Here is a 24916-nt window from a genome sequence, read left to right as displayed (position 1 = left end):
CGGCGCGATGACGGTCTCGCCGTTGACGCAGGTGCACTGGCACCACCCCGAATGGGTGGCGCTGGCGGTGGCGCAGGCCGGGTGGTTGCTCGCTCTTGCTGCGCTGGTGAATGATCCGTCGTTGATGGTGCGTGGAACCATGGTTCATTCATGGTCGGGGTTGGTGTTCGGGTCGATGGTCATGTCGTTCGCGATGATGACGCCGCTGGTGATCGATCGGGTCCACGACGTCGCGGTGTCGAGCCTCTGGGCGCGTCGATACAGGGCCGAGATCTGCTATTTGGCAGGCTATCTCGTGCCGTGGGTGATGGTCGGCACGGTCATGATGCTGGTGTCCGGGGTGCTGACGATGACGGTCGGGCCACTTGTCGCGGTCGCTGCGGCCGCGGTCGGTGCGGTCGTCGTCGCCTCCACCACTGGTCATCGACGACGCCTGGTCCGCTGCTATGCGACCCGGCCGTTCGCAGTCACCGGATGGCGCGCCGACCGTGACTGCCTGGTCGACGGTTCGCGGATGGCCGGGCGCTGCATCGCGACATCGTGGGCATTGATGGCCGTGGTCATGGTGCAGGGCGGCCTGCTGGTGATGATCGTCGGCACCGCAGTCCTTTTCGGTGAGCGCCGTCGGTTCGTTGATCGGCGATCCGCGTTCTGGTGGACCGTCGCCCTCTGTGTGCTGGCCGTCCTGCTGTCGTCAGGACTCGGCCTCGATGGCCACGGCGTCGGCGTCACGCCGGGTTCGCATCACGGCCATTGAGCGGCTTTTATCGGCAGCGCTATGGTCGTCAGGTGCTGCCCGACGACTCACCGCTCGACAACCCTGCGTTCGCCGCACTGACCGGCCCGCACGAGCACTTCGTGGAACGCCGAGGCAATGCCGTTCGCTACCGTCCGGATGTCTGCCCCATGGCCGCGCTGCGAGATGATCCGTCCGATGACGATTGGGCCGACGCCGCCGCGCTCGCCGGGCCCGGCTCAACGTTCTTCCTTCCCGTGGTCGATGTCGCGCCGCCCGCCGCCTGGTCGGTGGTGATGCAGATGCCGGGTGTGCAGATGGTCGACGATGGCATCGCCGCCGCATCGGACGTCGAGGCGGTCCGGCTCACCCTCGACGACGTGCCCGACATGCTCGATCTGGTGCGGCGCACCGATCCCGGGCCGTTTCGACCGCGGACGATCGAGCTCGGCACCTACCTCGGTGTCCGACGCGGGGGCGCGCTGATCGCGATGGCCGGCGAACGCCTGCACGTACCCGGCTGGACCGAGATCAGCGCCGTCTGCACCGATCCCGACCACCGCGGGCAGGGGTTGGCGCGCCGCCTGATTCTCGCTGTCGCCCAAGGTATTCGGGATCGCGGTGAGACACCCTTCCTGCATGCCGCCGCGACCAACACCGGGGCGATACGTCTCTATGAAACAATGGGTTTCGCGCACCGCAAGTCCGTGATGTTTCAGGTCTTCAGGGCGCCGGGGTGAGGTGGTCGGCGGTGCGCTGAGGAAGTCCGCGAGCGCACCCTCCCGGTAGTCGGGCAAGCCCCCTCCCGATGGTCAAGTGAGTAACCTGGGCCGCCGCAGGCGGCAGCGTGGGCTGGGAAGAGTCGCAGCCCTTTTCGCTGATCGATCTCGATGCGAGACCCTCGCACGCTCGGGGCCTTACTCGATCAGCGGGGTGTGGCGACTCTTCGGATCAGCCCGCGGGCGAGGCGAGCGCGCCAATCCGCCGGGCTGATCTTGTCGAAGCCGAGACCCACGCGTACGCCGACGATTGTTGTCGTACCCCTGTTATAGGTTGTTGTCAGCAGGAAAGAGAAGATGAAGGGCCGCACCACCAGGCACGTCGGGTGGCGCACGAGTCAGAGATGAATGTGGTTGTCCTGCAGTCATGCCCGCATCTCTGAAAGGCTCGTCGTGTCCGCCTCTGCCGGTTCACCCACCACACCCTCGGTGTGGCGTGGGCTGCCGGCCACCTTTGTGGGTGGGGTCGAGGCCGCCGATGTCGACCAGGCGCCGACCAACACTCTGCTCACCGGGATGCGTGAGTTGCATCGCGGGCAGTCCTATCTCGCCTACCGGGAATACCAGTCCGCGGCCACCTTGCATGACCGGTATGTCGCCGCCCGCGAAGACACCGACGGGTTCGTCGTGGATGGGTTCGCCGATGCGGCCACTCGCATCGCGCAGGTGCTGACCCTCACCCGGTATCGGGCCGAGCGGTTGCTCACCGAGGCGATCGCGTTGCGTGACCGGTTGCCCGACGTGTTCGAGTGCCTCGGCGACGGCGTGATCAGCCCGACCCAGGCCCGCCAGATCATTCTCGACACCGACCTGATCGACGGCCACTCCTATGCCCCGCAGATCGATGCCGAGATCGCCCAACGCCTGCGCGCCGGCACCTATTCGACGCAACGGTTGCGGGACATGGTCGACCGGATCATCTTCCGGCATGATCCTGACGCGGTGCGGGAGCGTCGCAAGGACGCCCTGGACAAACGTGGGGTGTGGGTGGACAACCGTGGCGACGGGACCGCCGAACTTGCCGCGGTGATGTCCGCGGAGAACGCCCGCATCGCCTACGCGAACATCGAGGCGGTCGCCGGCCGGGTGTGCGAACACGACGGACGCACCAAGAACCAGCGACTCTCCGACGCCGAGTTCGCGTTACTGAGCGCCAGCGAGTTCGCGTGCGAATGCGGCCGCGACGACTGCCCGGTCACCACACCCACCCTCGACCTCACCGACACCGGTGTCGACACCAAGGGCGACACCGACACCGACGGTCCCGCGGCGTCAACCGCGCTGGTACCGGTCGCGCCACGGGTCGTCATCCACGTCGTCTGCGACGAAGCCACCCTGACCGGTCGGGCCAACAACCCCGGCTTCATGGACGGACACGGCGTCATCGACGACGCCCACGTCCGTGAATTGGCGACCCGTCCGGACGCCCGCATCTCGTATCTGGTTCCGCCGGGCACCCCGATGGACCCCGACGGCACGTTCACGCTGCCCGGGTCGATCCCGTCGGACCCCTACCGGCCCAGCACCGCACTGGATGAGTTCATGCGCATCCGGCACGGCTACTGCAGCGAACCCGGCTGCGGGACGAGTGCCTGGCAGTGCGATGGCGATCATGTCGCCGAATACGACCACGATGATCCGGCCGCGGGTGGGCAGACGACTTCGGAGAACATGAACCCGAAATGTCGGCCCTGGCACTTGCTGAAAACGTTCGGCGAGTGGCTCGATGACATGGGGCGCGACGACGACGGCCGGCTGCGCACCGAAACCATCACCCCCGAAGGGCTCGTCATCCCCGGCGAGGCCGAAACCCTCGAAGACCTCTTCCCCGGACTCCGGCGTATCCGATTCACCGCCCGACCCCAAGCCCCACCACAAGATTCGCCCCCACCGACACCACGGCCGACCCGCACCCGGACTCGGACGGCGAACAAACACGCCCGCCGACGGGCAGAGAGGAACCGCAACCATAAACGCCACCACGAGGGCCCGCCACCGCCGTTCTGAGATCGACTGCGGCGGTGGGCCCTTCGAGGCTCGGCTAACGCCTCGCATCTCAGGGAGCAGGGACAACAGTCGGCGAGCACCTCGCATCCAAGGGAGCGATGCCCGCAATCGGCGGGCACCTCCGCCTCAGGGAACAAGTGGCAAATGACAAACCGGGGCAACGATCCGCGGACACCTCGCACCACTGTGAGCGATGCCAACAATGGCCGGGCACCTCGCACGTTAGGGAGCGATCGCGGCAGTCGGCGGGCAATGCCCACTCCAGGGACCAAGGGCAGCAGTCGGCAGGCACCTCGCACCTCGGCGAGCGACGTCAGCAGTTCGACAGCACCTCGCACCCCCGACCCTCAGCGAGCTATGCCAGCAGTCGGTGGGCGCCTCCAGCCAGGGAGAGGTGGGCCTCCGCGGCGTGCCTGGTTCAACCTCGAGGAGCACTCAACTTACTCGGCATGCGCGGAAATCTGTGGACAACCCCGAACGTCCACCGGAGCCGGCGTCGCACTGCCCTAGCGTCCAGGACATCGCACCGATCCAGCACAAGGAGTTGCCATGTCCACCAACGATTTCGACGATGCCGTCGGTACCGCCTGGTCCGAGTTCGCGGACTCCCTCGCCGAGCGGCTGGCCTCGCTGAGGCTCGGAGAGCCACTGATCGTCGCGCGTGCGGACGACCCGGCCCGCCGTGCGCTGCTGGAGTTCGGTGTCACCAGCGCCAAGCGCGTGCGCTGTACCGTCCTCGACCGCAACATCACCGAGGGTCTCGACGGTGACCAGTGCCTGCTCCTCGAACTCGGGTGGCGTTTCCTGCCGAAGAAGAACGAGTACATCCTCGAGGCGGGGCGTCGCGGCATCGACGATTTGCTCGACCTCGTGGCGGCGACGTGGCGCGAGATCTGGGAGTACGCCGGCCCGACATTCGTGGACCCGTTCGACGTCGAGCCGCCCAGCTTTGACGCGCCCGACCGACGACTCAGCGCCGTCCCCGATCTGCCCGATGATCTCGACGCCGCTGCCGCAACCGAACCGGCCACCACCGCAGGACCCACCACCCCAGAACCCACCACCCCAGGACCCACCGCCCCGCAACCCATGGCCGAATCAACAAGTGGCTCCGGCAATGACATCCCGACGATGTTCCCGACCGACGACGAACACCTACTCGCGCTCGCCCATGCCACCCTGTGCTCCCTCACCGGACGCACGCTGACGATCGAGGACGGGTCGATCGTGTTGCCGTCGCCGCGCGGCGACAAGTCGCGGGTCGCGGTGATCGACGGGGCTGCCCGGCTTCGCCTCACCGTCCCGCTCACGGACGGACCGATCGATACGGCCCTGCTGGGCGAGTTCGTCGCCGAGCATTCCGGGCAATGGCCGCAGATCGCCCTCGTCGCCGATCGGACACACGTGTACGCGCAACGCACCGTCGACTGCGCCGTCTTTCATCCGATCACGCTCGACCGGGTGCTGCCGGAGTGGCTGGAGCTCGTCGACGGCCGCGTACCCGCGTTCCGGGCACAGCTGAATCCGCCAGCGACGAAGGCACATTCCACATCCACGCGAAGCATGCCGTCGGGGTTGCAGGCGATCCTGGCACTGCACAGCGACGAACAGCCGCTGACGCCCGCCCACATTCTGGAGTTGACCGACGGCCGGGTGTCGCGGCTGCACGAGTACCACCGCTTCTGTCGCGACGCCGCCATCGAATGGCGGTCGACGGCCGGCACGCTTCGCGCCGACGGTGCCGATGACGACGCCGAGGTGCACGACGAAATGGCTCGGGAATTCGCGGCGTTCGCGGACCGACTCGAGGAGGCGATCGGGCTCGCCGTGGGCAACACAGAGGCGTGACGAGCCACAACGCGGGTCTACCCTCGACGCATGAGCGCACTGGCCGTCGTTCTCGTCGTCGCCGCCGTCAGCTGTGTGTTCTGCTGGGTCGCCTCGTTGATCACGAAGGACACGTCGTGGGTGGATCGGCTCTGGTCGATCCTGCCCGTGGTCTATGTGTGGATCTTCGCCGTCTCGGCGATCACCGGCAGCTCCGATCCGGCCCGTCTGGTGCTGATGGCGGTGATCGTCACGCTCTGGGGGCTGCGGCTGACGTTCAACTTCGCCCGCAAGGGCGGCTACTCCGGGGTGGAGGACTATCGGTGGGCGGTGTTGCGCGGCCGTATGTCGACCGGACAGTTCCAGCTGTTCAACCTGTTCTTCATCGTGCTCTATCAGAACGCTCTGCTGGTACTGATCACGCTGCCCGCGTATCTGGCGAAGCAACATCCGGTGTCGCTGACCTTGTGGGATCTGGTGTTCGCCGTCCTGTTCGTGATGTTCCTGATCGGTGAGACGCTCGCCGATCAGGAGCAGTGGAACTTTCACCAGGCCAAGGCGCGGGCCGAGTGTCGTCTCGATCCCGGCTTCGTCACGGCCGGCCTGTTCCGGTACAGCCGGCACCCGAACTTCTTCTGTGAGCAGGCGCAGTGGTGGATGATCTACTGCATCGGGGCGACCGCGGCGGTGACCTCGGGACTCGGATTCTTCGGCGGTGCGCTGAACGCGACGATCGTCGGTGCGGTGCTGCTCAGCGTGCTGTTCATCGGGTCCACGAAGTTCACCGAATCGATCACGGCATCCAAATACCCGGCCTATGCGGAGTACCAGCGCAGCACGTCGATGCTGATTCCGTGGCCGCCGCGAAAGGTCATCGCCGGGACGTGAGTGCTCCGGCCAGGAGGATGACCGCGGCCATCAGCGAGGACATCGCCAGCAGGAAACTCGTACCCCGACTGCCCGATTCGATCGCCGTCAGCGACACCACGGCACCAAGGACACCCACACCGACCATCCAGCCGGCAACCCGCCGAATCGTCACCCACCGCAGCGGAGACTGCGCTGCGACGACGATCAGCGTGAAGTAGCCGGCGAGGTTCACGGCCCCGATCACGATCGCGAATGCCGGACTGAAGGCCACCTGCGCGATCATCGGTAGCGCCGACAACATCAGCGTCGCGACGAGGCCGGCGATGGCGAGCACGATCACCAGCACCTGCTCGGGGCGAGGTCGCCCGGGGTGCTCGGCGCGCAGCGGGTCATCGTCGTGCGACATCACGCCCATCGCCCATCCAAATGATCCTCGTTCTCGGTCGCCGCAGGTCACCGTCCCGGGAAATGTTCCGGGGAGATCTCCCCATTGTCGCCCGCCGGGCCGCCGTCGCAGTCTGATGACGCCCAACGAACACCTCTCCAGCCCGTAAGTGGTTGGGGCAGAAAGGAATCAACAATGATCGTCGCCGTATACAACCTGGTCGTGTCCATCTGGAACCTGGTCGTCAGCATCATCTGACGCCGGCACCATCACCGCCCGGTGCCTGCCGGGCGGTGATGGCGGTCTGCACCATTGCTCCCATATCGCCCACCGACCGAAAGCCCGCCGATGCCCACCGACTCCGTTTCGATGACCGAGCACCTGGTTGCCATGTCGTCGGCGATTGCTCGCGATGGTCACCGGCCCCTCCACGCATTACATGCTCCTCCGCATCGCCGTGCTGCTGGTCGAGACGATCAAGGCATCACCCGTCGGTCAGAGTTCGGTGATCGCCACCGGCCACCTGACGGGCCAGGTCGATCAGTCGCTGCAGACCATCGGCCACCAATGCACCGCATCTGGGCGTTGCGCACGTCCGTCGAGGGCCCCGAATCGATCTCGGACGTCGGGCCGCACTCAATGCCGCGATCGACCGCCGCATGTCCCTGGTCGGGCAGAACTGGTCCGAGCTGCTCGACAACGTCGCCCAGCCGGCCGAACTCGCGGTGAATCTCGACGCCTACGCGAAGATTCTGCGTGACCACGAGCGTCACCAGCGGATGATGGCCGACGACCCGTATCTCACCGTGACCGGCACGATCGATCCGCAGTGGCAGTACCTGCAGGACATGCAGGCCAACTTGTCTGCACAGGTCGGGTTCATCAACGACACCGCGCGCCGCGTCGGCAGCGTCGAATTCGGATCACCCGCGCCACCCGTCCAAGATGACGCGATCGACAGCCGGAACCGTCCATAATCTCTTCCATGACACCGACTCCCGCGGAGACCGGCATCACCCGGTGGCTCCCCGGTTTCTTGACGCTGCGCGTCTACCACCGCAGCTGGCTGCGCGGCGACCTGGTCGCCGGTGCGGTCCTCACCGCACTGCTGATCCCCGCCGGCATGGGCTACGCAGAGGTCGCCGGCCTCCCACCCGTCACCGGTCTCTACGCGACGATCGTGCCGCTGCTGGTGTACGCCGTGGTGGGACCGTCACGCATCCTGGTGCTCGGACCCGACTCCTCACTCGCCCCGATCATCGCCGCGGCGATCATTCCGCTGGCCGCCGTCGAGACCGAGCGCGTCGCGCTCGCCGGTCTGCTCGCCATCGAAGTGGGCGCGGTGCTCATCATCGCGGGACTCCTGCGTCTCGGGTTCGTGACCGACCTGCTGTCCAAACCCATCCGGATGGGCTACCTGAACGGCATCGCGCTCGTCGTGGTGCTCGGCCAACTGCCCAAGCTCCTCGGGTTCAGCGTCGAAGGACATTCGGTGCTCTCCGAGGCGGTCGAGATCGTGCGTGCCGTCGCCAACGGGGAGATCGAGTGGCTGCCCACCGCCATCGGAGTCACATGCCTCGCGGTGATCATCGGACTCAAGTTGTGGCGCAAGACAATTCCGGGTGTGCTCGTCGCCGTGGTCGGGGCCATCATCGTGGTCGCGGTGTTCGGATGGTCCGACGATCTGCCCGTCGCCGGGGCGATGCCTCGCGGCTTCCCCACTCCGGCGCTCGGCGGCATCACCGTCACCGACGCGTTGCATCTGTTCGGCCCCGCCTGCGGTATCGCGCTGATCGCGTTCGCCGACACCAGCGTCCTGTCCCGTACGTTCGCGGCTCGTGCGGGCACCAACGTCGACGGCAGCCAGGAGATGGCGGCGATCGGCACCGCCAACGTGGCGACCGGATTCCTCGGCGGATTTGCCGTGTCGGCATCGTCGTCGCGCACCCCGGTGGCCGAACAGGCGGGCGCGCGCACACAACTCACTTCGGTGGTCGGGGCAATATTGATCGTGGTGTTCATCCTGGTGGCGCCCGGGGTGACCGCCTACCTGCCCTCGGCCGCACTCGCGGCGGTGGTCATCTCGGCGGCCTTCTCCCTCATCGACATCAAGGGCGTCACGGAACTGTTCCGGGTGAACCGGGTCGAGGGTGCGCTGTCAGTCGCCGCGTTTCTCGGCGTCGCGTTGATCGGTGTCCTACAAGGCATTCTGGTGGCTGTCGCGCTGTCGTTCATCGCGTTCGTGAACCAGGCCTGGCGACCGTACCGCACCGAGCTGGGCCGCGTCACCGGTGTGCGCGGCTATCACGACCTGACCCGTCATCCCGAGGCCGAGCACATTCCCGGTGTGCTGATCCTGCGGTTCGACGCGCCACTGTTCTTCGCGAACGGCGGCATATTCGACGACTACGTCCGCGCCAAGGTGGTCGAGGCGCACGAGTCAGGACGAACTCTGCACACCGTGGTTCTGGCGGCCGAACCGATCACCGAGATCGACGCCACCGCCGTCGACGAACTCGTGGAGCTCGACGACTATCTCCTCGCCCACGACATCACCCTGGTGTTCGCCGAGATGAAGGGTCCGGTACGCGATCAGCTCTCGCGCTACGACCTGATGATCGAGGGCAAACCACGCTTCGACGACTCCCGTTTCGCCCCCACGACGGGCGCGAAGATCGACGAGATCACCGGGCGGCTGCGCGGCGACATCGGACCCGACGACCTGCCCGGCTGAGGTACCCATCGGCGATCCCGCGACATTGTCGTACCGCTCGCTTACCCTGCTGGTGAACGAGCTGGTTCGACGATGGACGGGAGGGGTCATGGCCGAGTACGAGTTCGACGTCGTCGTCACCGCGGCGTGGACGGATTTCACGCTCGATCTGACGCGCCGACTGACACATCTCGACCCCGGCGACCAGTTCGACATCGCGCAATCCCCGGAGTTCCCCGGCCCGCACGGCCGGATTCGGTTCTCGGTGACCGGCGCCGGGCGGCGGCGCGCGACCATCGCCGAGTCCGACCTCCACACCAGCCCGGACTGTCTTGCCGAACAGTCCGAGTTCCTCCAGCAGGCCGGCTGGCGGCGGCTGCGTAATCGCACCCTCATCTGCGAGGTGGGTGTCCGTCGCAGCGCCGATCTGGCCGGCTCGAGCGTCCACGCGCTGCGCGGTGTGTGGGACGTCGTCCACCCGGCGTTCCTCGCCGACGCCACGATCGACATGCCGGTCGAGCCGCTGATCGATATCGACCCGCCCGCATCGGACCCGAAGAGCCCGCGCAATACGTGACCGTCGGGTCGCTCTTGTCGGCCACACGAATGACACTGCAATTTGGCAGCCGCATGACACTCTGTGCCATTGTGTAACGCCAGTCGACCTGATGACGATGTCATGGTCGACGCAGCCGTTCGGTAGCACGACCAGCAGAGACAAGCATGATGATCACCACAGCCCACGACACCGTGACGTTCGCGTGTCCCGACGTGCACGAAGACGCCGAGCTGTTCATCGAGTTCATCCGCACACTCCGCATGCCCGGCGACGACACCACCAACATCGCGGTCCCCGGCATCGGTTCGCTCAACGTCATCGCGGCCGGCGCGTGCCGACGACCCGCTCCGCAACATTGGCATGCCGATGACGTCGTCCTTCCGCTGTGGCAGTCGGAGGCAGCGACCATCAACTTCGCTGCCGGCTATCCGTTCCTCGTGCGTGTCGGGGTCGACGACATCAATGCGATCACCGGCACCCCGCTCGCATCGGCACCCGACTTCACCGCCGTCGACCACCTCGAGATGCACACCCAGTCACGGGTGACCGGTTACCGGACCGCAGACGGCGCCATACGGCAGTTCGTGCCGGGCCGCCTCTACTCCGGCGGTTCCGACGGTCTCGACCGCAGCGTGATCCGGATCGAGGTCACTCCTTTGCACCGCGATGTGTGGCAGCAGCGGCTGGACGCCGCCCGGTCGATGAACGTGTCCCCCGTCAACCTCGACGACGACGTGTCCGCCGAACCCGCCGCCAACTGGGACGTCGATCATCGCGCCGTTTGCGTGGTGCGTCTCGTCAATTCCGCTCAGTGGCTCGACCTCACCCGCACCGACCCACCGCACCCGCCCCTGCTGCGGGGCGCCTACCGTCGTCGCAACGCGCCATGGTTCGAGTGGTACGACGACGAGTCGCCGATCCAGCACGTCGGCGCTGAGCCGATGACGGTCAGCGAGTAGCGGTCGCAGCGGGGATCAATCAGAATCCCCGAGGAGCGAGCGGACGTCGTCGGCGCTGATGACGGTGCCGAACAGGTCGCCGTCGTCGACGACGGCGTCGAACAGCTTGCGCTTCTTGTCCTGAAGCTCGACGACCTTTTCTTCGATGGTCCCGGCGGAGACGAGCCGGTAGACGGTGACCGGGCGGGTCTGGCCGATGCGGTGGGCGCGGTCGACGGCCTGCGCCTCGGCGGCCGGATTCCACCAGGGATCGCAGACGAAGCAGTAGTCGGCCTCCGTCAGGTTCAGGCCGAAGCCACCAGCCTTGAGGCTGATCAGGAACACCTTGGTGTCGCCGCTCGTGAACTCCTCGATCGCCCGTGCCCGCTGCGCGGCGTTCATCGACCCGTCGAGGTAGCTGTGGGCGATGCCGAGCTCGTCGAGGCGTTCCCGGACCAGCCCGAGGAAGCCGGTGAACTGGCTGAACACCAGAGCGGCATGGCCTTCGGAGATGAGTTCCGGCAATTGTTCGGACAGATAGTCGATCTTGGCGGAGGCCACCGAATGGTGTTCCTCCTCGACGAGTCCGGCGTGCAGACTGAGTTGCCGGAGCATGGTCAGCGACCGGAAGATGGCGAATCGGTTCTCGTCCCAATCCCCCAGCAGGCCAAGCACTTTCTGCCGCTCCCGGTTGAGCCGGGTCTGATAGATCTTGTCGTGCTTGGGGGTCATCTCGAGCGCCACGACCTGCTCCTGCTTGGCAGGGAGCTCGGCGACCACTTGATCCTTGGTGCGCCGCAACATGACCGGCCGGATACGCTGGCGCAGCTTGGCGAGACGTTCCGGGTATTGGCCGGACTCGATGGGCTTGCGGAAGTACTCGCCGAACACCTTGGGCGACGGGAACAATCCGGGTGCGGTGAGCGAGAGCAGCGCCCACAATTCCATGAGGTTGTTCTCCATCGGCGTGCCGGTGATGGCGATCTTGACCTCCGCACCGAGCCGCCGTGCGCACTGGTGGGTCTTGCTGTTGTGGTTCTTGACGAACTGCGCCTCGTCGAAGATGACTCCGGTCCAACGGAATTCGTTGATCTTGTCGAACTGCAGGCGCAGCAGGGTGTACGAGGTGACGACGATGGTGGCGTCGCCGATCCGTTCGGCGAAGCTGACGCCGCTCTTGGCCTCGGTCGAGGTGACCGCGACGGCCGGCACGTCGGGCACGAATTTGCGCGCCTCGTTCACCCAGTTGGCCACCACGCTGGTGGGTGCGACCACCAGGAAGATTCCCGTCGGCTCCTCGGCGGCGGCTTCGGCGATGAGGGCGAGCGCCTGCACGGTCTTGCCGAGCCCCATGTCGTCTGCGAGGATTCCGCCGATCCTGTTCTGCCACAGGAATCGGAGCCAGTCGAGGCCGGTACCCTGGTAGTCGCGAAGGTCTGCTTGCAGGCCCGGTGGCGGTCCGCTGGACGCGGGGATCGTGGCGGTCGCGAGCCGGGTGAGACGTTCGTGCCACTCTGCGAGCTGTTCGTCGACGACGCCGAGGCTGAGCAGTTCCTCCCACAGCGTGGCGTTGTAGGTGTCGCGACGGACGAGTCCGTTCTCGACCTCGCCGAGCCCCTTGGCCTCGTCGATCAGTTCGGCGAGGCGTTTGAGTTCCGGTGTGTCGAGCGGGAAGTAGGTGCCGTCCGGCAGGATCAGGTGGGTGGCGCCGAGTGCGATGTCGCGGACGATGTCGCCGAGCGGTACCCGGTGACCGTCGACATCGACGGTGATCGCCAGGTTGAGCCAGTCGTTGCCGGCGGTGGTCGGTTCCTCGCCGATCGAGATCAGCGGGTCGGCTTGTGCGGGACGGTAATCGGGGATGGCGCCGATGATCTCGACGGCCACGTCGTCGCCGAGTTCGGGGACCAGTTCGCCGATGAGCACCGCGGTGTCCACGGGCGAGTAGGTGTAGGTCTTGGCGAGCAGTTCGAGGCTCGCCGCGGTGACGGCCGCATCCAGGCTCGAGGCGACGGCGGCTTCCAGATCCTGGTCGCGGGCGGCCCCGAGCACGCGCGCCTGGTTCAGATGCCGCGTCGCCTGGGACTGCCATCGCGCGCAGCGGCGGGCGACGAGTTCCATGGCCGGTCGCGCGACCTTCCAGGCCCGGGTCTCCTCCTCGGCGTCGCGGATGCTGCTCGCGGAGATGGCATCGGCGGGGCCGAAGATCCGGGGGCGCCCATTGATCAGGTAACGCACCTTCCAGGAGACCAGCGACCCCTCGCCGGTGGCATGGATGGTGAGCAGCGGTGTCGGACCATCGACCGTCGGTGGTGCGATCGCGTTGTCCACGATGTCGACGGGCACGGCAGCCGACAACGTCGGCAGCATCTCGGTGGCGAACTCGTCGACGTCGGAGTCCGGGACGAGCACGCCGTCCGGGATCCGCATGATCTCCTGAATCGCCCGTAGCGTGGTGGACGTCTCGAACGGACCCAGCAACAGCACACCGTCGGAGACCGCATACCCACCGTGCGGATTGGGTGAACCGATGATGCCCGCCTCCGTCGGATGCCACGGATCCGCGTCGACCTGCAGATAGGGACGGACCCGGACGCCCTCGTCGTCGCGCACGACCGCCAGGGCCAGGCGGGACGCGCTGAAGAAGTCGACGGTCTCGGCACCGGTGGACGGATCGGCCAGCATCTCGACACCGGCATCACGCGCCGCGACGAGGAGCTCCCAGATGTCCGCATTGACGCTGCTCAGGGAGAGGGTGCCCTCGAAACCGGCGGTCGCGGCGCAACGCACGATGGACCGGATCGCCTTGAGATGGGCAGCCTCGAACTTGGCCGACAGCCCGCTGTCCATGTACATCGACTGCTCCACCGCGCTCCAGCTGATGCCGGTACGTATCCAGTTGTCGCGTTTGCCCGGGGTGACCAGTCGCATGCTCAGGCCCGGGCTGGGCATGTAGCGAGAGCTGGGCGGCGTCAGGAACTGGATGCCGATCGGTGCCCGCGATCCCGGCGGCTCCTCCCGGATCAGCCCGCGCAGCGCGGTCCGCCATTGGGCGGGCATCTGCGCGACCACGCTCCGGCCGAGGGCTTCGAGCGAGCGGCTGTATTCCGGGTCGTCGTCATAGTCGTCTTCGTCGTAGTCGTAGTCGTAGTCGTCCGTGTACAGCTCGCCCTCGGTCAAGAGCAGCGCCACACCGTGCTTGCAATCCGCACCGACAGGACAGGTGCAGCGCGTCTGCATGAGATAGCGCTCGCGGCCCTGCGCCGAGAATGTGGCTGCCACCGTGTACCTGGCGCCACCCGACCCATGGCTGGTCCCGTTCAGCGTCAGCCCGTTGGCCGACCACGCGACCGCGTAGATCATTCCCGCGGCCGCATACGCCGACCCACGTTCTACCGTGGCGCGACCGAAGACGGCGATGAGCTCGTCGTCGTCGAGGACAAGCGGGGCGTAATCCGGCATGGGTCCCAGGCTAGGAGGCGAGTCCGACGTGGGCACGGGACGCGCTGACTTATCCACAGATTCGTGGCTACCGTGGCAGATGTGACTGACGTGCTCACCGAATTGCATCCGCGGGAGTGGCGACACTACGCCACCCTGGCCGACGTGCTGCCGGCCATCGATGATGCATTCGACGGGGCGTCACCGGGGCTCGTCCCGGTTCCACCGTCCCAGAACGTCGTGCTGCTGCTGATCGACGGACTCGGCGACCAACTGCTCACCCGCCATGCCACCGTCGCACCCACGCTGACCGCCCTGCGGAAGACGACGATCCGGGCGGGCTTTCCGGCGACGACCGCCACCAGCATCACCAGCCTCATGGCGGGCGCCGAGTGCGGGCGCCACGGCATCATCGGCTACTCGTTCCTGCCCGAGGAGGATTCCGACTTCCGCCGAAAGCGCCGCACACTCAACGCGTTACGGTGGACTCTCGACACATCGGTCGGCCGTACGGCCATCAATCGCTACGAGCCCGAACGGATTCAGCCGCTCGGCGGACGACTGGCCGCGATGGCCGAGCGCGGAGTGGATGTGTGCTATGTGATGCCGATGGCCTACCGCGGATCGGGATTCAGTCGCGCCGCATTCCGGGTCGAGGGCACCTACTCAGGGGCGACGACACCGGACCAGATCCTGTCCGGGGTGACCGAGGCGCTCGCCCGGGAGCCGTCGGGTCCTCGATTCATCTACGCGTACTGGCCCGATCTGGACATGGTGGGTCACCTCTTCGGCCCCGGCTCGCCGCAGTGGGTGACGACCCTCGGGGTGGTCGACCGGCTCGTCGCCGACCTCGCGGCATCACTGCCACGGGACACCACCGTGGTGGTGACCGGCGACCACGGAATGATCCAGGCGGACAACCGCATCGACATCGACACCACAGACGGGATGTTGAACGGTGTCACGGCGATCGCCGGAGAGATGCGAGTCCGTCAGGTCCACACCCTGACGGCTGCTCGCGACACCGTTCTGGCGACCTGGCGCGAGCTCGTCGGCGACCACGCGCACGTCGTCCCACGCGACCAGGTCCTCGACGAGCGGTGGTTCGGGTCGAGCGTGACAGATGTTGTGGCGCAACGGATCGGCGACGTGGTGGCGGTCGCACGGGATACCACGATCCTGACCCGCGGCCTCACCGACCCAGAACCGGAAGTCACGATGACGGGCCATCACGGGGCGTGGACGCTCGATGAGCAGCTCGTGCCCTTGTTGGTCCACAAGGGCTAGTCTCCGGCCAGGGTTGTATCTCTATCTTTGTCGGCTACCTGCCAGCGCCGCGAGCTGTCGACGGCGGTGCGGCAGGCGCGCGCACCGGGTAGCTCGTCGCTGTTTACCCAGATCAGAGGGCTTCGTAGCCCACTCCGGTCCGTTTACCTGGGGTTTACGCCGAGCCGACGCGTCGTAACACAACTTGTATAGCTTTCTTTTCACCAAAGTATTGACAACTGGCTGCTGGGGCGAGAAGGTATGACCATGATCACAACCCACAAACACTTCGACGTCGTCGTCGTGGGAGCCGGGATCGTCGGCCTCGCGCACGCTTACCACGCACGGCAGCGCGGCCTGTCCGTGGCGGTCGTCGATCATGACGACCAGGTCGCCGGCGCCTCGATCCGCAACTTCGGACACGCGTGCATCACCGCCCAGTCGGGCGAGGCACTCGGGTACGCGCGAGCGGGCCGAGAGCACTGGCTCGCGCTCTCCCGCCACGCCGGGTTCTGGGCGGCGGAATCCGGAACCGTGGCGATCGCCCGCCATGACGACGAACTGGCCGTCATGCGCGAGTTCGCCGACGAACGCGGTCCCGGAGCCGCCCGCACCCTCAGCCGGGACCAAGTCCTCGGCCTGGTACCCGCCGACCCCCGGCACGTCGTGGGTGGTATGTATCTGCCCGACGACCTCCAGGTCAATCCGCGGACAGCTGCCCCGTCGATCGCGCGCTGGCTGGAATCTGTCGGAGTCCAGTTCTTCTGGCGAACGGCCGCCCACGCGTTCGAGCCCGGCCTGGTACACACCTCCCGCGGGGACATCCGTGCGGAAGCCACATTCATCACCGTCAACCACGACATCGACCGGCTGTTCCCGGACACAGCCGCCGAGATCGAGCTCAAGCGCTGTGCGCTGCACATGCTGAAGGCGGTTGTGCCGCTGCGTTTCCCGCTCACCACCCCGCTGTTCACCGGCTGGTCCCTGCTGCGCTACAGCGGATTCGAGACCCTACCGTCGACGAACGCGGTCGCGAAGCGGCTGCACACCACCTTCCCCGAGTACACCGCCATCGACCTGCACCAGATGTACACGCCACAACCCGACGGCACTCTTCTGATCGGGGACACGCACATTCGGGAGGTGACGACCTCCCCCTTCCAATCGGAGGAGGGATTCGCCACGCTGATCGACGTCACCAAGGAGCTCTTCGACGTGGGCACCGTCGATGTCGTCGAACGCTGGCAGGGCGTCTACAGCAGCGCGCCAGGACGGGAGTTCCTGATCCGCGAACCACTCCCGGGAACCCACATCGTCACCGTGACCACCGGAATCGGCATGACGACAAGCATGGGCCTCGCGCACTCGAGCGTCGAGAACGCGCTCGGCCCAACACCCGCCCTGGTCTGAGCCACACACCAGGGCATCTCACCCACCAATGAAAGGTATTGAACACCAATGACTTCCACTCCTACCGAGCTCGTCGTCCTCGACATGGCCGGAACCACCGTGCAGGACGAAGGCCTCGTTGTCGCATCGTTTCTCGCGGCCGACGCCCATGCGGGGCTCTCGGCCACCGAGGCCGATCGGACCGCCATGCTCGACTACGTCCGGGAAACCATGGGACAGTCGAAGATCACCGTCTTTCGTCACCTCGCGAAAGGCAATGAGGAGCAGGCACAATCGGCCAACAAGGAGTTCGAACGCACCTACGGACAGCTCGTCGCCGAGGGCCGGTGCAGTGCGATGCCCGGTGCCGAGGAACTGTTCGCCCGCTGCCGCAGCCGTCAGGTCAAGGTGGCCCTGACCACCGGGTTCGCCAAGCCCACACAGGATGCGATCCTCGAGTCACTGGGATGGCAGAACGTCGCCGATGTGGTCCTGTGCCCCACTGACGACCTGCGTGGACGGCCGCACCCCGACATGCCGCTGTCCGCCGTCATCACGACCCGCACCAGCGCGGTGGACGCGATGATGGTGGTCGGCGACACCTCGTCGGACATCACCAGTGGCCTTCGGGCCGGCGCGGGCATCGTGGTCGGCGTCCTCACCGGCGCCCACGACGCCGAGCAACTCGTGGCCGCCGGCGCCCACCACATCGTCGAGAGCGTCACCGACATCATCTCCCTGTTGAAGTAGCTCGCCCTCATACTGCGGCGGGTTCGCGAAAGTCGCACCAGCGCAATCTGTCTGATCAGACATCCCCACACGCGAACCCGCCGCCGCCAGCGCGGTGTCAGCCCCACCGCCCCACGATCTCGCCGCCCATTCCCGCAGGCGCACCCATCACCGCACGACCGTCATGCGCATCATCGCAGCTGCGTCCCGTTCATCCTCCGTGCCCTTCATGCACACCCTCCCCCACTCGAAGGACGTCATGACAACTCCCGGCTCGACTTCGACAACCGCGGACCGCACCACCCGGGCCGCCGCCGCTCCCGCCTACAAGAGGTGGCGCGTGCAGATCTTCGCCGTCACGTGGATCATCTACGCCGGCTTCTACTTCACCCGCCAGGCCTTTTCGGTCGCCAAACTGGGTATCCTCGAAGACCCGGTGCTGTCGACGACACTGTCCAAGGAAGTTCTGGCCAATCTCGACGCCGTCTACCTCACCGCCTACGCCGCTGGGCAATTCGTGTGGGGCGCCATGTCGGATCGGTTCGGACCCCGCCGAATCCTGTTGAGCGGACTGGTGATCTCCGCACTTGCGGCGGTGTTCATGGGCCTGTTGCCGGCGTTGATGTTCTTGGTGCCGCTGATGATGCTGCAGGGCCTTGCCCAGTCGACCGGCTGGTCGGGCACCCTCACCAACATGGCGCAGTTCTTCACCATCGGCGAACGGGGTCGCATCCTCGGGCTGTGGAGCACGAACTACGCGTTCGGCGGGCTCGCCGCGGCCCCGTTCCTCGGGTGGGTCGCCTACAGTGTCGTCGACGACTGGCGTGCGGCGTTCTTCACCGGTGCCGCCGTCGTCGCCGTCGTGGTTCTGATCACGCTGAAATGCCAACGGAATTCGCCGACGGATGTGGGTCTGCCCGAGATCGAGGAGTTGCACGAACCGACTCCCGAAGGTGAGGTGACCTCCGACGACGTCGAGATGACTCGCGAGACCACTTCTGCGTGGGACACGTATCGCACGGTGCTGGGCAACAAGATGGTTCTCACGTTGGGGGCGACCTACTTCCTGCTCAAGCCGGCGCGGTATGCGATCCTGCTCTGGGGTCCGGTCATCGTCGCCGAACGGCTCACGCATGCAAGCAATCTCACCGCGGTCACCGTGCCGATCGCGTTCGGCGTCGCCGGCGTCCTCGCCCCGATCCTGTTCGGGCAGATCTCCGACCGCGTCTTCCACGCCAAGCGCATCCCGGCGTGTGTGCTCTCGCTTGCGGTCCTGGTCGCGGCGCTGGTGCTCTTCACTCCGCTGACGGCCACGCAGAACGTGTGGCTGATGATCGCCGTGCTGGCCGTGATCGGTCTGACCCTCTACGGCGCGGACGCCATGGTGTCGTGTGTCTCCGCGGTCGACTTCGGCACCTCCAAGCATGCGGGGGCCGCCACCGGGATCATCAACGGGTGCGGGTCGGTCGGTGCGATCTTCGGTGGCCTGCTGCCCGGTTATCTCGGCACCACCGCACTGTTCTACGGGTTCGCCGGCGCCGCGGCGTTGGCTCTGGTCATCCTGCTGCCGCACTGGAATCGCGTGCCCGGCCACGTCTGATCACGTCGATTCGAAGCGGCTCCGGTTCCCCCGGGGCCGCTTCGTGCTTGTCGGCCGAGCACCTCTAAGGTAGGTAGACAAGTCGGCAAGATGTACAGGTGCGGAGGTCGGGTTGTCCCCTCGATATCAGGAGATCTACGAGTCCATCCGCGCGCAGATCCTCAGCGGTGAGTATCAGCCCGGCGACGAGTTGCTGCCCGAGGCCACCCTGATGGAGCGATGGCAGGTCAGTCGAGGTCCGATCCGGCAAGCGCTGTACAAGCTGCGCACCGAGGGACTCATCTCCACGACGCGCGGCCGCCCGGCGCGGGTCCGGCGACCACACCAGCCGACGCAGACCCTGGCCTCGTTCACCCCGTTCTCGCAGTGGGCGGTGACCACCGATCGACAGCCCGGCAACCACACCCTGAGCGTGGCCCGTACGCGGGCGGGCGCCGAGATCGCCGACGCCCTGCAGATCTCCGAGGACGACTTCATCATCGAGGTGATCCGGCTCCGCACGCTCGACGGTTCACCCGCCCTCCTCGAACGCAGCCGATTCACGACCGACGTCGGTCAGAGCCTGTTCGACTTCGATCCCGACACGGGTTCCATCACCGACCATCTGGTCGACAACGGGGTGAAATTCGCCTCGATGCGTCACGAGCTCGATGCGGTGGCCGCCGACGCGGTCGATGCGGAGGCCCTGCAGATCCCCCCGGCGGCGCCCCTGCTCCGCGAGCGGCGCACCAGCTTCGATCCGCACGGGCGCCCGTTCGAGTACTCCGACGACCGGTACCGCCCCGATCAGGTCACGTTCTCGATCATGAATGCGATGACCGCCGAGTCTCCGTGAGTGCGGCGAACGCGACTCCGAGCCGTCGACACCTCGCGGTGGTGGCAGCGAATGGCCCCGTCGCGTGGGGGGATTCACGACGGGGCCACTTTCGCAACGGCGCGGACGGTCGCGCCGTGGGGTGCGATCAGCTGGTCTGAGCCCAGACCCACACCCATTTGCCGGTCTTCGGGTCAAACCTGCGGATGCGACGGTAGGTGGGGCTACCGGGGGTGACGATGTAGTCGACGGGCTTGCGGAAGGCCATGGGATCCTCCTTCGGTGATGTGTTCAGTTGCGTGATCCCCGACGCCATCGACTATTCGCCGCCAATCTTCGGGCATCCTCGCCGTCAACTGTCAACTTGCTGAGTGATCACCGGGTCCCCTTCTTGGCATAGTCGGCGATCGCGTCGATATTGGACTTGTCGATGAATGCCGGCCCGGTCAGGGTCGGCAGCCCACCGCCGATCACGTTGCGGTTGTTGAGGTAGAGCCACAGCGAGTCGACGGCGAGATAGCCCTGGAGGAACGGCTGCTGGTCGACCGCCCACTCGACCTGACCGCCCTTGATGGCGTCGACGAGTGTCGCGTTGGTGTCGAAAGTCGCGATCCTCGCCTTGCTGCCGGCGTTGTCGGCCGACTTCACCGCGGTCAATGCGATGGGTGCACCGAGCGTGATGATGTGGTCGATGCTCGGGTCCTCCTGCAGCTTGGCGGCGATGGTCGACTGCACCGACGGCATGTCGGTGCCGTTGACATTGAGGTTCTCCACTCCCCCACCCATCCCGTTGAGTACACCGGCACAACGGGATTCGAGCGCGACGTTCCCCTGGTCCTGGATGACGCAGATGACCTTCTTGGCTCCCTCGTCCTTCAGGCGCTTGCCGGCGGCCTCACCCGAGACCGTCTCGTCCTGGCCGAAGAACGACAGGACGCCCATGGCCTTCCACTGCTCGATTCCGGCGTTGAAAGCGACCACCGGGATCTTCGCACTCACCGCTTTCTGCACCGCCGGAGCGAGGGCTTCGGGCTTGGCCAAGGTCACGGCCATGGCGTCGACTTTGCTGTCGATCGCGTTCTGCACGAGGTTGGCCTGGTTGGGCGCCTCGAGTTCCGACGAGTACTTCAGGTCGATGTTGTCCTTGGCCGCAGCGGTCTCCGCGCCCTTGCGGATGAGATCCCAGAACGTGTCGCCGGGCGGGCCGTGCGTGATCATCGCAACGGTGAATCGCGGTGTGTCGGCCTGCCCGGCGGCCATTCCCCCATCGCCGCTCGAATCGGGTTTGCCGCCGGTGCTCGAGCAGGCAGACAGCACGGTGATCGTGGCCAACACGGCGCCGACGGTCGCGGCGACGCGGCGCATGGGGGTGATGTTCATCGTGTGCTCTTCTCTATGGGGTGAAACTCAATGGACGAGTGCGGAATTGGCGGTGTGCAGGGTGTCGGCAGCAACCTTGAGGCCCTCGATCCGATCGAACTCGACGTCTTCGTGTTCGATGTTGACCCACATGTCGGGGTCGACCTGCTCCAGGGCCCGCAGGAAGCGGGTCCAGAAGTCGGTGTCGTGGCCGCGGCCGACGGCGACGAAGTCCCAGGCGGAGTCCTCGGGCCACTTGTTGACCACATGTTTGCCGCCCAGGCCGGTGGGGTTCTCGCTCAACGGGATTCGGGTGAAGCGTTCGTCGAGCACACCGTAGAGGGCGCAGTTGGGGTTGATGCGGGTGTCCTTGGCGGCGGCGTGGAACACCAGCGGGCCGAGCCACTCGATGGCGGCGACGGGGTCGATGCCCTGCCAGAACAGGTGTGAGGGGTCCATTTCGGCGCCGATGTGGGTGGCGCCGACCTTGTCGACGAGGCGTTTCATCGTCGGCGGGTTGAACACCAGGTTCTGCGGGTGCATCTCGATGGCGACCTTGACGCCGTTGTCGCGGGCCAGGGCGTCGATCTCGGTCCAGAACGGGACGGCGATCTGGTCCCACTGGTAGTCCAGGGAGTCGAGGTAGCCGGAGTCCCAGGTGTTGACGTGCCAGGCCGGCCACTGTCCGCCCGGATGGGCGTGGGGCAGACCGGACATGGTGACCACCCGGTCGACCCCGAGCAGACCGGCGACGCGGATGGCGTTGCGCAGGTCGGCGGCATCGTCGGGGCCGACCTCGGGGTCGGGGTGCAGTGGGTTGCCGTTGCAGTTGAGTCCGGCGATCTGCACGCCGGTGGCCTCGAAGATGGCCAGGTAGTCGGCCGGGGAGACCTCACCGGAGAGCAGTTGTGTGACGGGCAGGTGCGGGGTGGGCAGGAATCCGCCGGCGTTGATCTCGGCGCCGGTCAGCCCCAGCGACGCGATGACCTCCAGCGCTTCGGGTAGCGGACGGTCGTGCAGGATGGCGGTGTACACACCGAGTTTCATGGGTTGTCTCCTGGTTCTGGTGAAAGATGTCGAGAGCGACGGGGTTCAGCTGACTTTGACGGTTGCGCCACCGCCGGCGGCGGATTCGGCGATCGATGCGACGACGCGCATGCTGTGCAGACCGGTGTCGAAGCCGGGCAGCGGACCGAGGACGTCGATACCGGCGACCTGATCGAGGAAGGCACGCGCCTGATAGGCGAACAGCTCGGCCTTGCCGTGGCCCACGCCGCCGGCGTCCATCGGCAGACCACCGCGGATGTAGGGGTGATCCGGGCCGATGGTGATGCGTCGGGGACCGTTCAGATCGGCACGCACGTCGTCGGCGGCCAGATGGAACTCGGCGATGCGGGCCAGCTCCCACGACGCCGAGCCGCCGGTGCCGAAGAGTTCGAAGCCGAGGCCGTCGGGCAGACTGTGCGCGACGCGGGAAGTGGAGAAGGTACCGACCGCGCCACTGGCGAAGGTGGCGGTGAACGTGGCGATGTCCTCGTTCTCCACCGGTGCCGTCTTGTCGCTGACCTCGCCCTTGGTGTGTCCGTATGTGGTGCCGATCGGGATCGGGCGCTCGGCGATGACGGTGTGGAAGCGGGCGCCGGAGATCTCGGTGATCGGTCCGCACACGAACTCACCGAGGTCGATGAGGTGACTGCCGACGTCGGCGAGCGCGCCGGTGCCCGGGCCGCCCTGATAGCGCCAGGTGATCGGCGAGGTCGGGTCGAGCGCATAGTCGCACCAGTAATGGCCGTTGAAGTGGACGAGGTCACCGATGGTGTCGGCGGCCAGCTCGCGGCGGATCTGTTCGACGGCAGGTGCTCGACGGTACGTGTAGCCGACCGCGGCCTGCGTCGAGGCGGACCGCGCGGCCTCGAGCATCGCCTCGGCGTCGGCCAGTGATCCGGCCAGGGGCTTCTCGCACAGGACGTGCTTGCCCGCGGACAGCAGGCCCTCGACCATCTCGCGATGCAGGTGATTGGCGACGACGACGCTGACCACGTCGATGTCGTCGGCGTCTGCGATGGCGCGCCAGTCGTACTCCGCGCGGTCGTAGCCATAGCGTTTGGCGTTGTCGTCGGCGACGGCCGGGTTGGCGTCGGCGATCGCGACGAGTCTGACGTCGGGTCGGTCGGTGCCGAACAGGGTGGTGGCGGTGCGGTAGCCCGCTGCGTGCGCGCGGCCGGCCATCCCACCACCGATGACGGCGACGCCAAGGGGTCGATGCGACATTCGGTTCTCCTCCTGGAAGCTGTGGTCTTCTCTGTTGGTGTACCGGTCTACTAAACCGGTCTAGTTCGAGTACTATGAGCCGAGTCACAGCGTGTGTCAAGCCTTTGGGTTACCCGGAGAGGAGTCGATGATTGCGTTCGTCGAATCGGCCGACCATGCAGGATGTCGCGGACAGGGTGGGTGTCTCCAAGGCGACGGTATCGCTGGTGTTCCGCAAGGCACCGGGCGTCGGCGAGGACACACGGAGGATGGTGTTGGCCGCGGCCGACGAGCTCGGTTATCGGATGAACCGCACGGCGGCGCTGATGACGGCGCGGCGTTCGCACCTCATCGGCGTGGTGGCGCAGATCAGCAACGGCTTTCATGCCGAGATCGCGGAGGCGATCGTCGCCGCCGCCGACCGGGCCGGATACGAGATCGTGCTCGGTGCGGTCACGCCCACCCACGGTGAGTCCCGGGTGATCGAGACCCTCCGTGATTTCCGCTGTGAGGGAATGCTTCTCATCGGCCCGGAACTGGAGACCGAAGCGATCGGGACGCTCGGTGAGGAGCTGCCGACGGTGGTTGTCGGTCGACGCATCAACGCGAGTTCGGTGGATGTGGTGCGGACCAACGACGGCAAGGGGATCGCCGGAGTCGTCGACTACCTCGTCTCGCTCGGTCACGAACGGATCGCGCACGTCAGCGGTGGTCCCGGGGTGATCGCCGCCGACCGCCGGACCGGGTTTCTGCGGGCGATGCGTCGGCACGGACTGAACGTCGACGACACGGTGGTCGAGGGTGCCGCGTTCACCGAGGACGCGGGCATGGTGGCCGCGCGCACCCTGCTCGACGGACCAATCCCGACCGCGGTCGTGTGCGCCAACGACCGACTGGCCATCGGTGTCCTCGATGTGCTGCGCCGCAAAGGGTTTGACGTCCCCGGTGACATCTCGGTCACCGGCTACGACGACAGCGTCCTGGCCCGTCTGGCGCATGTCGACCTGACCACCGTCAGCCAGCAACCGCAGGCGCAGGCCCAGCACGCCATCGACGCCGTCGTGAGCCGGCTCGACGGTCACCGGACCGAGCGGTCGGCCTCGACGCTGGTCCCGGAGCTCGTCGTGCGGACGACCACCGCGCCACCGGCTCCCCGCCTGCGCTGATGGCATCCCCGTTCTCCGCGATGGTCATCGGTGTCCGAATTGTCGTACCTGCGGCATATGGTGCAGCAGTCACGAGGTAAGGGGGACT

At 66.6% G+C, this 24916-nt stretch carries 20 protein-coding genes; 15 read left to right on the top strand and 5 right to left on the bottom strand.

Features of this window, described 5'->3' with window-relative positions; translation table 11 throughout:
* The first annotated feature begins 31 nt into the window (after positions 1-31).
* From ACWDTI_RS04645 to ACWDTI_RS04625, 5 genes are all read left to right on the top strand, one after another.
* The gene (locus ACWDTI_RS04645; RefSeq protein ID WP_449736962.1) at positions 32-757 is read left to right on the top strand and encodes a copper chaperone; all 726 of its coding nucleotides are present in this window, start codon (positions 32-34) and stop codon (positions 755-757) included.
* Between the two features lie 32 nt (positions 758-789).
* The gene (locus ACWDTI_RS04640) at positions 790-1476 is read left to right on the top strand and encodes a GNAT family N-acetyltransferase (protein ID WP_449736855.1); all 687 of its coding nucleotides are present in this window, start codon (positions 790-792) and stop codon (positions 1474-1476) included.
* Positions 1477-1863: 387 nt separating this feature from the next.
* Positions 1864-3522, top strand: a complete 1659-nt coding sequence (locus ACWDTI_RS04635; protein WP_449736854.1) for a DUF222 domain-containing protein — start codon at positions 1864-1866, stop codon at positions 3520-3522.
* A gap of 549 nt (positions 3523-4071) precedes the next feature.
* Entirely contained in the window at positions 4072-5370 is a 1299-nt protein-coding gene (locus tag ACWDTI_RS04630; RefSeq protein WP_449736853.1) for a TY-Chap domain-containing protein, read from the top strand.
* Positions 5371-5400: 30 nt separating this feature from the next.
* Complete coding sequence (locus ACWDTI_RS04625; RefSeq protein ID WP_449736852.1) at positions 5401-6237, top strand: DUF1295 domain-containing protein; 837 nt, start codon at positions 5401-5403, stop codon at positions 6235-6237.
* On the opposite strand, the gene ACWDTI_RS04620 is transcribed toward ACWDTI_RS04625, so the two are convergent.
* Positions 6221-6625: a hypothetical protein gene (locus tag ACWDTI_RS04620; protein WP_449736851.1), complete on the bottom strand. Its 405-nt coding sequence runs from the start codon at positions 6623-6625 to the stop codon at positions 6221-6223. The two genes, ACWDTI_RS04625 and ACWDTI_RS04620, sit on opposite strands and share 17 nt — an antisense overlap.
* A gap of 638 nt (positions 6626-7263) precedes the next feature.
* Here ACWDTI_RS04620 and ACWDTI_RS04615 point away from each other — a divergent pair.
* The 4 genes from ACWDTI_RS04615 to ACWDTI_RS04600 all read left to right on the top strand — a co-directional run bounded on the left by ACWDTI_RS04615 (position 7264) and on the right by ACWDTI_RS04600 (position 10835).
* On the top strand, positions 7264-7581 hold the full coding sequence (locus ACWDTI_RS04615) for a hypothetical protein (protein WP_449736850.1): 318 nt from the start codon (positions 7264-7266) through the stop codon (positions 7579-7581).
* Between the two features lie 8 nt (positions 7582-7589).
* Positions 7590-9338, top strand: coding sequence for a SulP family inorganic anion transporter (locus ACWDTI_RS04610; RefSeq protein ID WP_449736849.1), 1749 nt, complete (start codon positions 7590-7592; stop codon positions 9336-9338).
* A gap of 88 nt (positions 9339-9426) precedes the next feature.
* Complete coding sequence (locus ACWDTI_RS04605; RefSeq protein WP_449736848.1) at positions 9427-9894, top strand: TY-Chap domain-containing protein; 468 nt, start codon at positions 9427-9429, stop codon at positions 9892-9894.
* Between the two features lie 146 nt (positions 9895-10040).
* Positions 10041-10835 carry a hypothetical protein gene (locus tag ACWDTI_RS04600; protein ID WP_449736847.1) on the top strand — a complete coding sequence of 265 codons (795 nt, stop codon included), beginning with the start codon at positions 10041-10043 and terminating at the stop codon, positions 10833-10835.
* Positions 10836-10850: 15 nt separating this feature from the next.
* On the opposite strand, the gene ACWDTI_RS04595 is transcribed toward ACWDTI_RS04600, so the two are convergent.
* Positions 10851-14276, bottom strand: coding sequence for a DEAD/DEAH box helicase (locus ACWDTI_RS04595; protein WP_449736846.1), 3426 nt, complete (start codon positions 14274-14276; stop codon positions 10851-10853).
* A gap of 81 nt (positions 14277-14357) precedes the next feature.
* On the opposite strand from ACWDTI_RS04595, the gene ACWDTI_RS04590 reads away from it, so the two are divergent.
* From ACWDTI_RS04590 to ACWDTI_RS04570, 5 genes are all read left to right on the top strand, one after another.
* Positions 14358-15542 (top strand): alkaline phosphatase family protein, encoded by a 1185-nt coding sequence (locus ACWDTI_RS04590; protein WP_449736845.1) that lies wholly within the window; start codon positions 14358-14360, stop codon positions 15540-15542.
* Between the two features lie 240 nt (positions 15543-15782).
* Positions 15783-16931: a TIGR03364 family FAD-dependent oxidoreductase gene (locus ACWDTI_RS04585; protein WP_449736844.1), complete on the top strand. Its 1149-nt coding sequence runs from the start codon at positions 15783-15785 to the stop codon at positions 16929-16931.
* A gap of 48 nt (positions 16932-16979) precedes the next feature.
* Positions 16980-17660 carry a phosphonatase-like hydrolase gene (locus ACWDTI_RS04580; RefSeq protein ID WP_449736843.1) on the top strand — a complete coding sequence of 227 codons (681 nt, stop codon included), beginning with the start codon at positions 16980-16982 and terminating at the stop codon, positions 17658-17660.
* 238 nt (positions 17661-17898) lie between these two features.
* The gene (locus ACWDTI_RS04575; protein WP_449736842.1) at positions 17899-19239 is read left to right on the top strand and encodes an MFS transporter; all 1341 of its coding nucleotides are present in this window, start codon (positions 17899-17901) and stop codon (positions 19237-19239) included.
* Positions 19240-19351: 112 nt separating this feature from the next.
* Positions 19352-20074 carry a GntR family transcriptional regulator gene (locus ACWDTI_RS04570; protein ID WP_449736841.1) on the top strand — a complete coding sequence of 241 codons (723 nt, stop codon included), beginning with the start codon at positions 19352-19354 and terminating at the stop codon, positions 20072-20074.
* A gap of 354 nt (positions 20075-20428) precedes the next feature.
* Here ACWDTI_RS04570 and ACWDTI_RS04565 read toward each other — a convergent pair whose 3' ends face one another.
* Genes ACWDTI_RS04565 through ACWDTI_RS04555 form a run of 3 tightly spaced genes read right to left on the bottom strand, consistent with a single transcriptional unit; the run spans position 20429 to position 23683 of the window.
* A complete protein-coding gene (locus ACWDTI_RS04565; RefSeq protein WP_449736961.1) occupies positions 20429-21418 on the bottom strand; it encodes a sugar ABC transporter substrate-binding protein in 990 nt (329 codons plus the stop codon).
* 42 nt (positions 21419-21460) lie between these two features.
* Positions 21461-22459 carry a sugar phosphate isomerase/epimerase family protein gene (locus ACWDTI_RS04560; RefSeq protein ID WP_449736840.1) on the bottom strand — a complete coding sequence of 333 codons (999 nt, stop codon included), beginning with the start codon at positions 22457-22459 and terminating at the stop codon, positions 21461-21463.
* A gap of 45 nt (positions 22460-22504) precedes the next feature.
* On the bottom strand, positions 22505-23683 hold the full coding sequence (locus ACWDTI_RS04555; protein ID WP_449736839.1) for a Gfo/Idh/MocA family protein: 1179 nt from the start codon (positions 23681-23683) through the stop codon (positions 22505-22507).
* Positions 23684-23838: 155 nt separating this feature from the next.
* On the opposite strand from ACWDTI_RS04555, the gene ACWDTI_RS04550 reads away from it, so the two are divergent.
* Positions 23839-24828 (top strand): LacI family DNA-binding transcriptional regulator, encoded by a 990-nt coding sequence (locus ACWDTI_RS04550; protein WP_449736960.1) that lies wholly within the window; start codon positions 23839-23841, stop codon positions 24826-24828.
* Positions 24829-24916: the final 88 nt, after the last annotated feature.

Source organism: Gordonia sp. NPDC003424 (assembly GCF_053588655.1).
The sequence above is the reverse complement of the archived record's forward strand: the minus strand, read 5'-3'. Positions and strand labels throughout refer to the sequence as shown.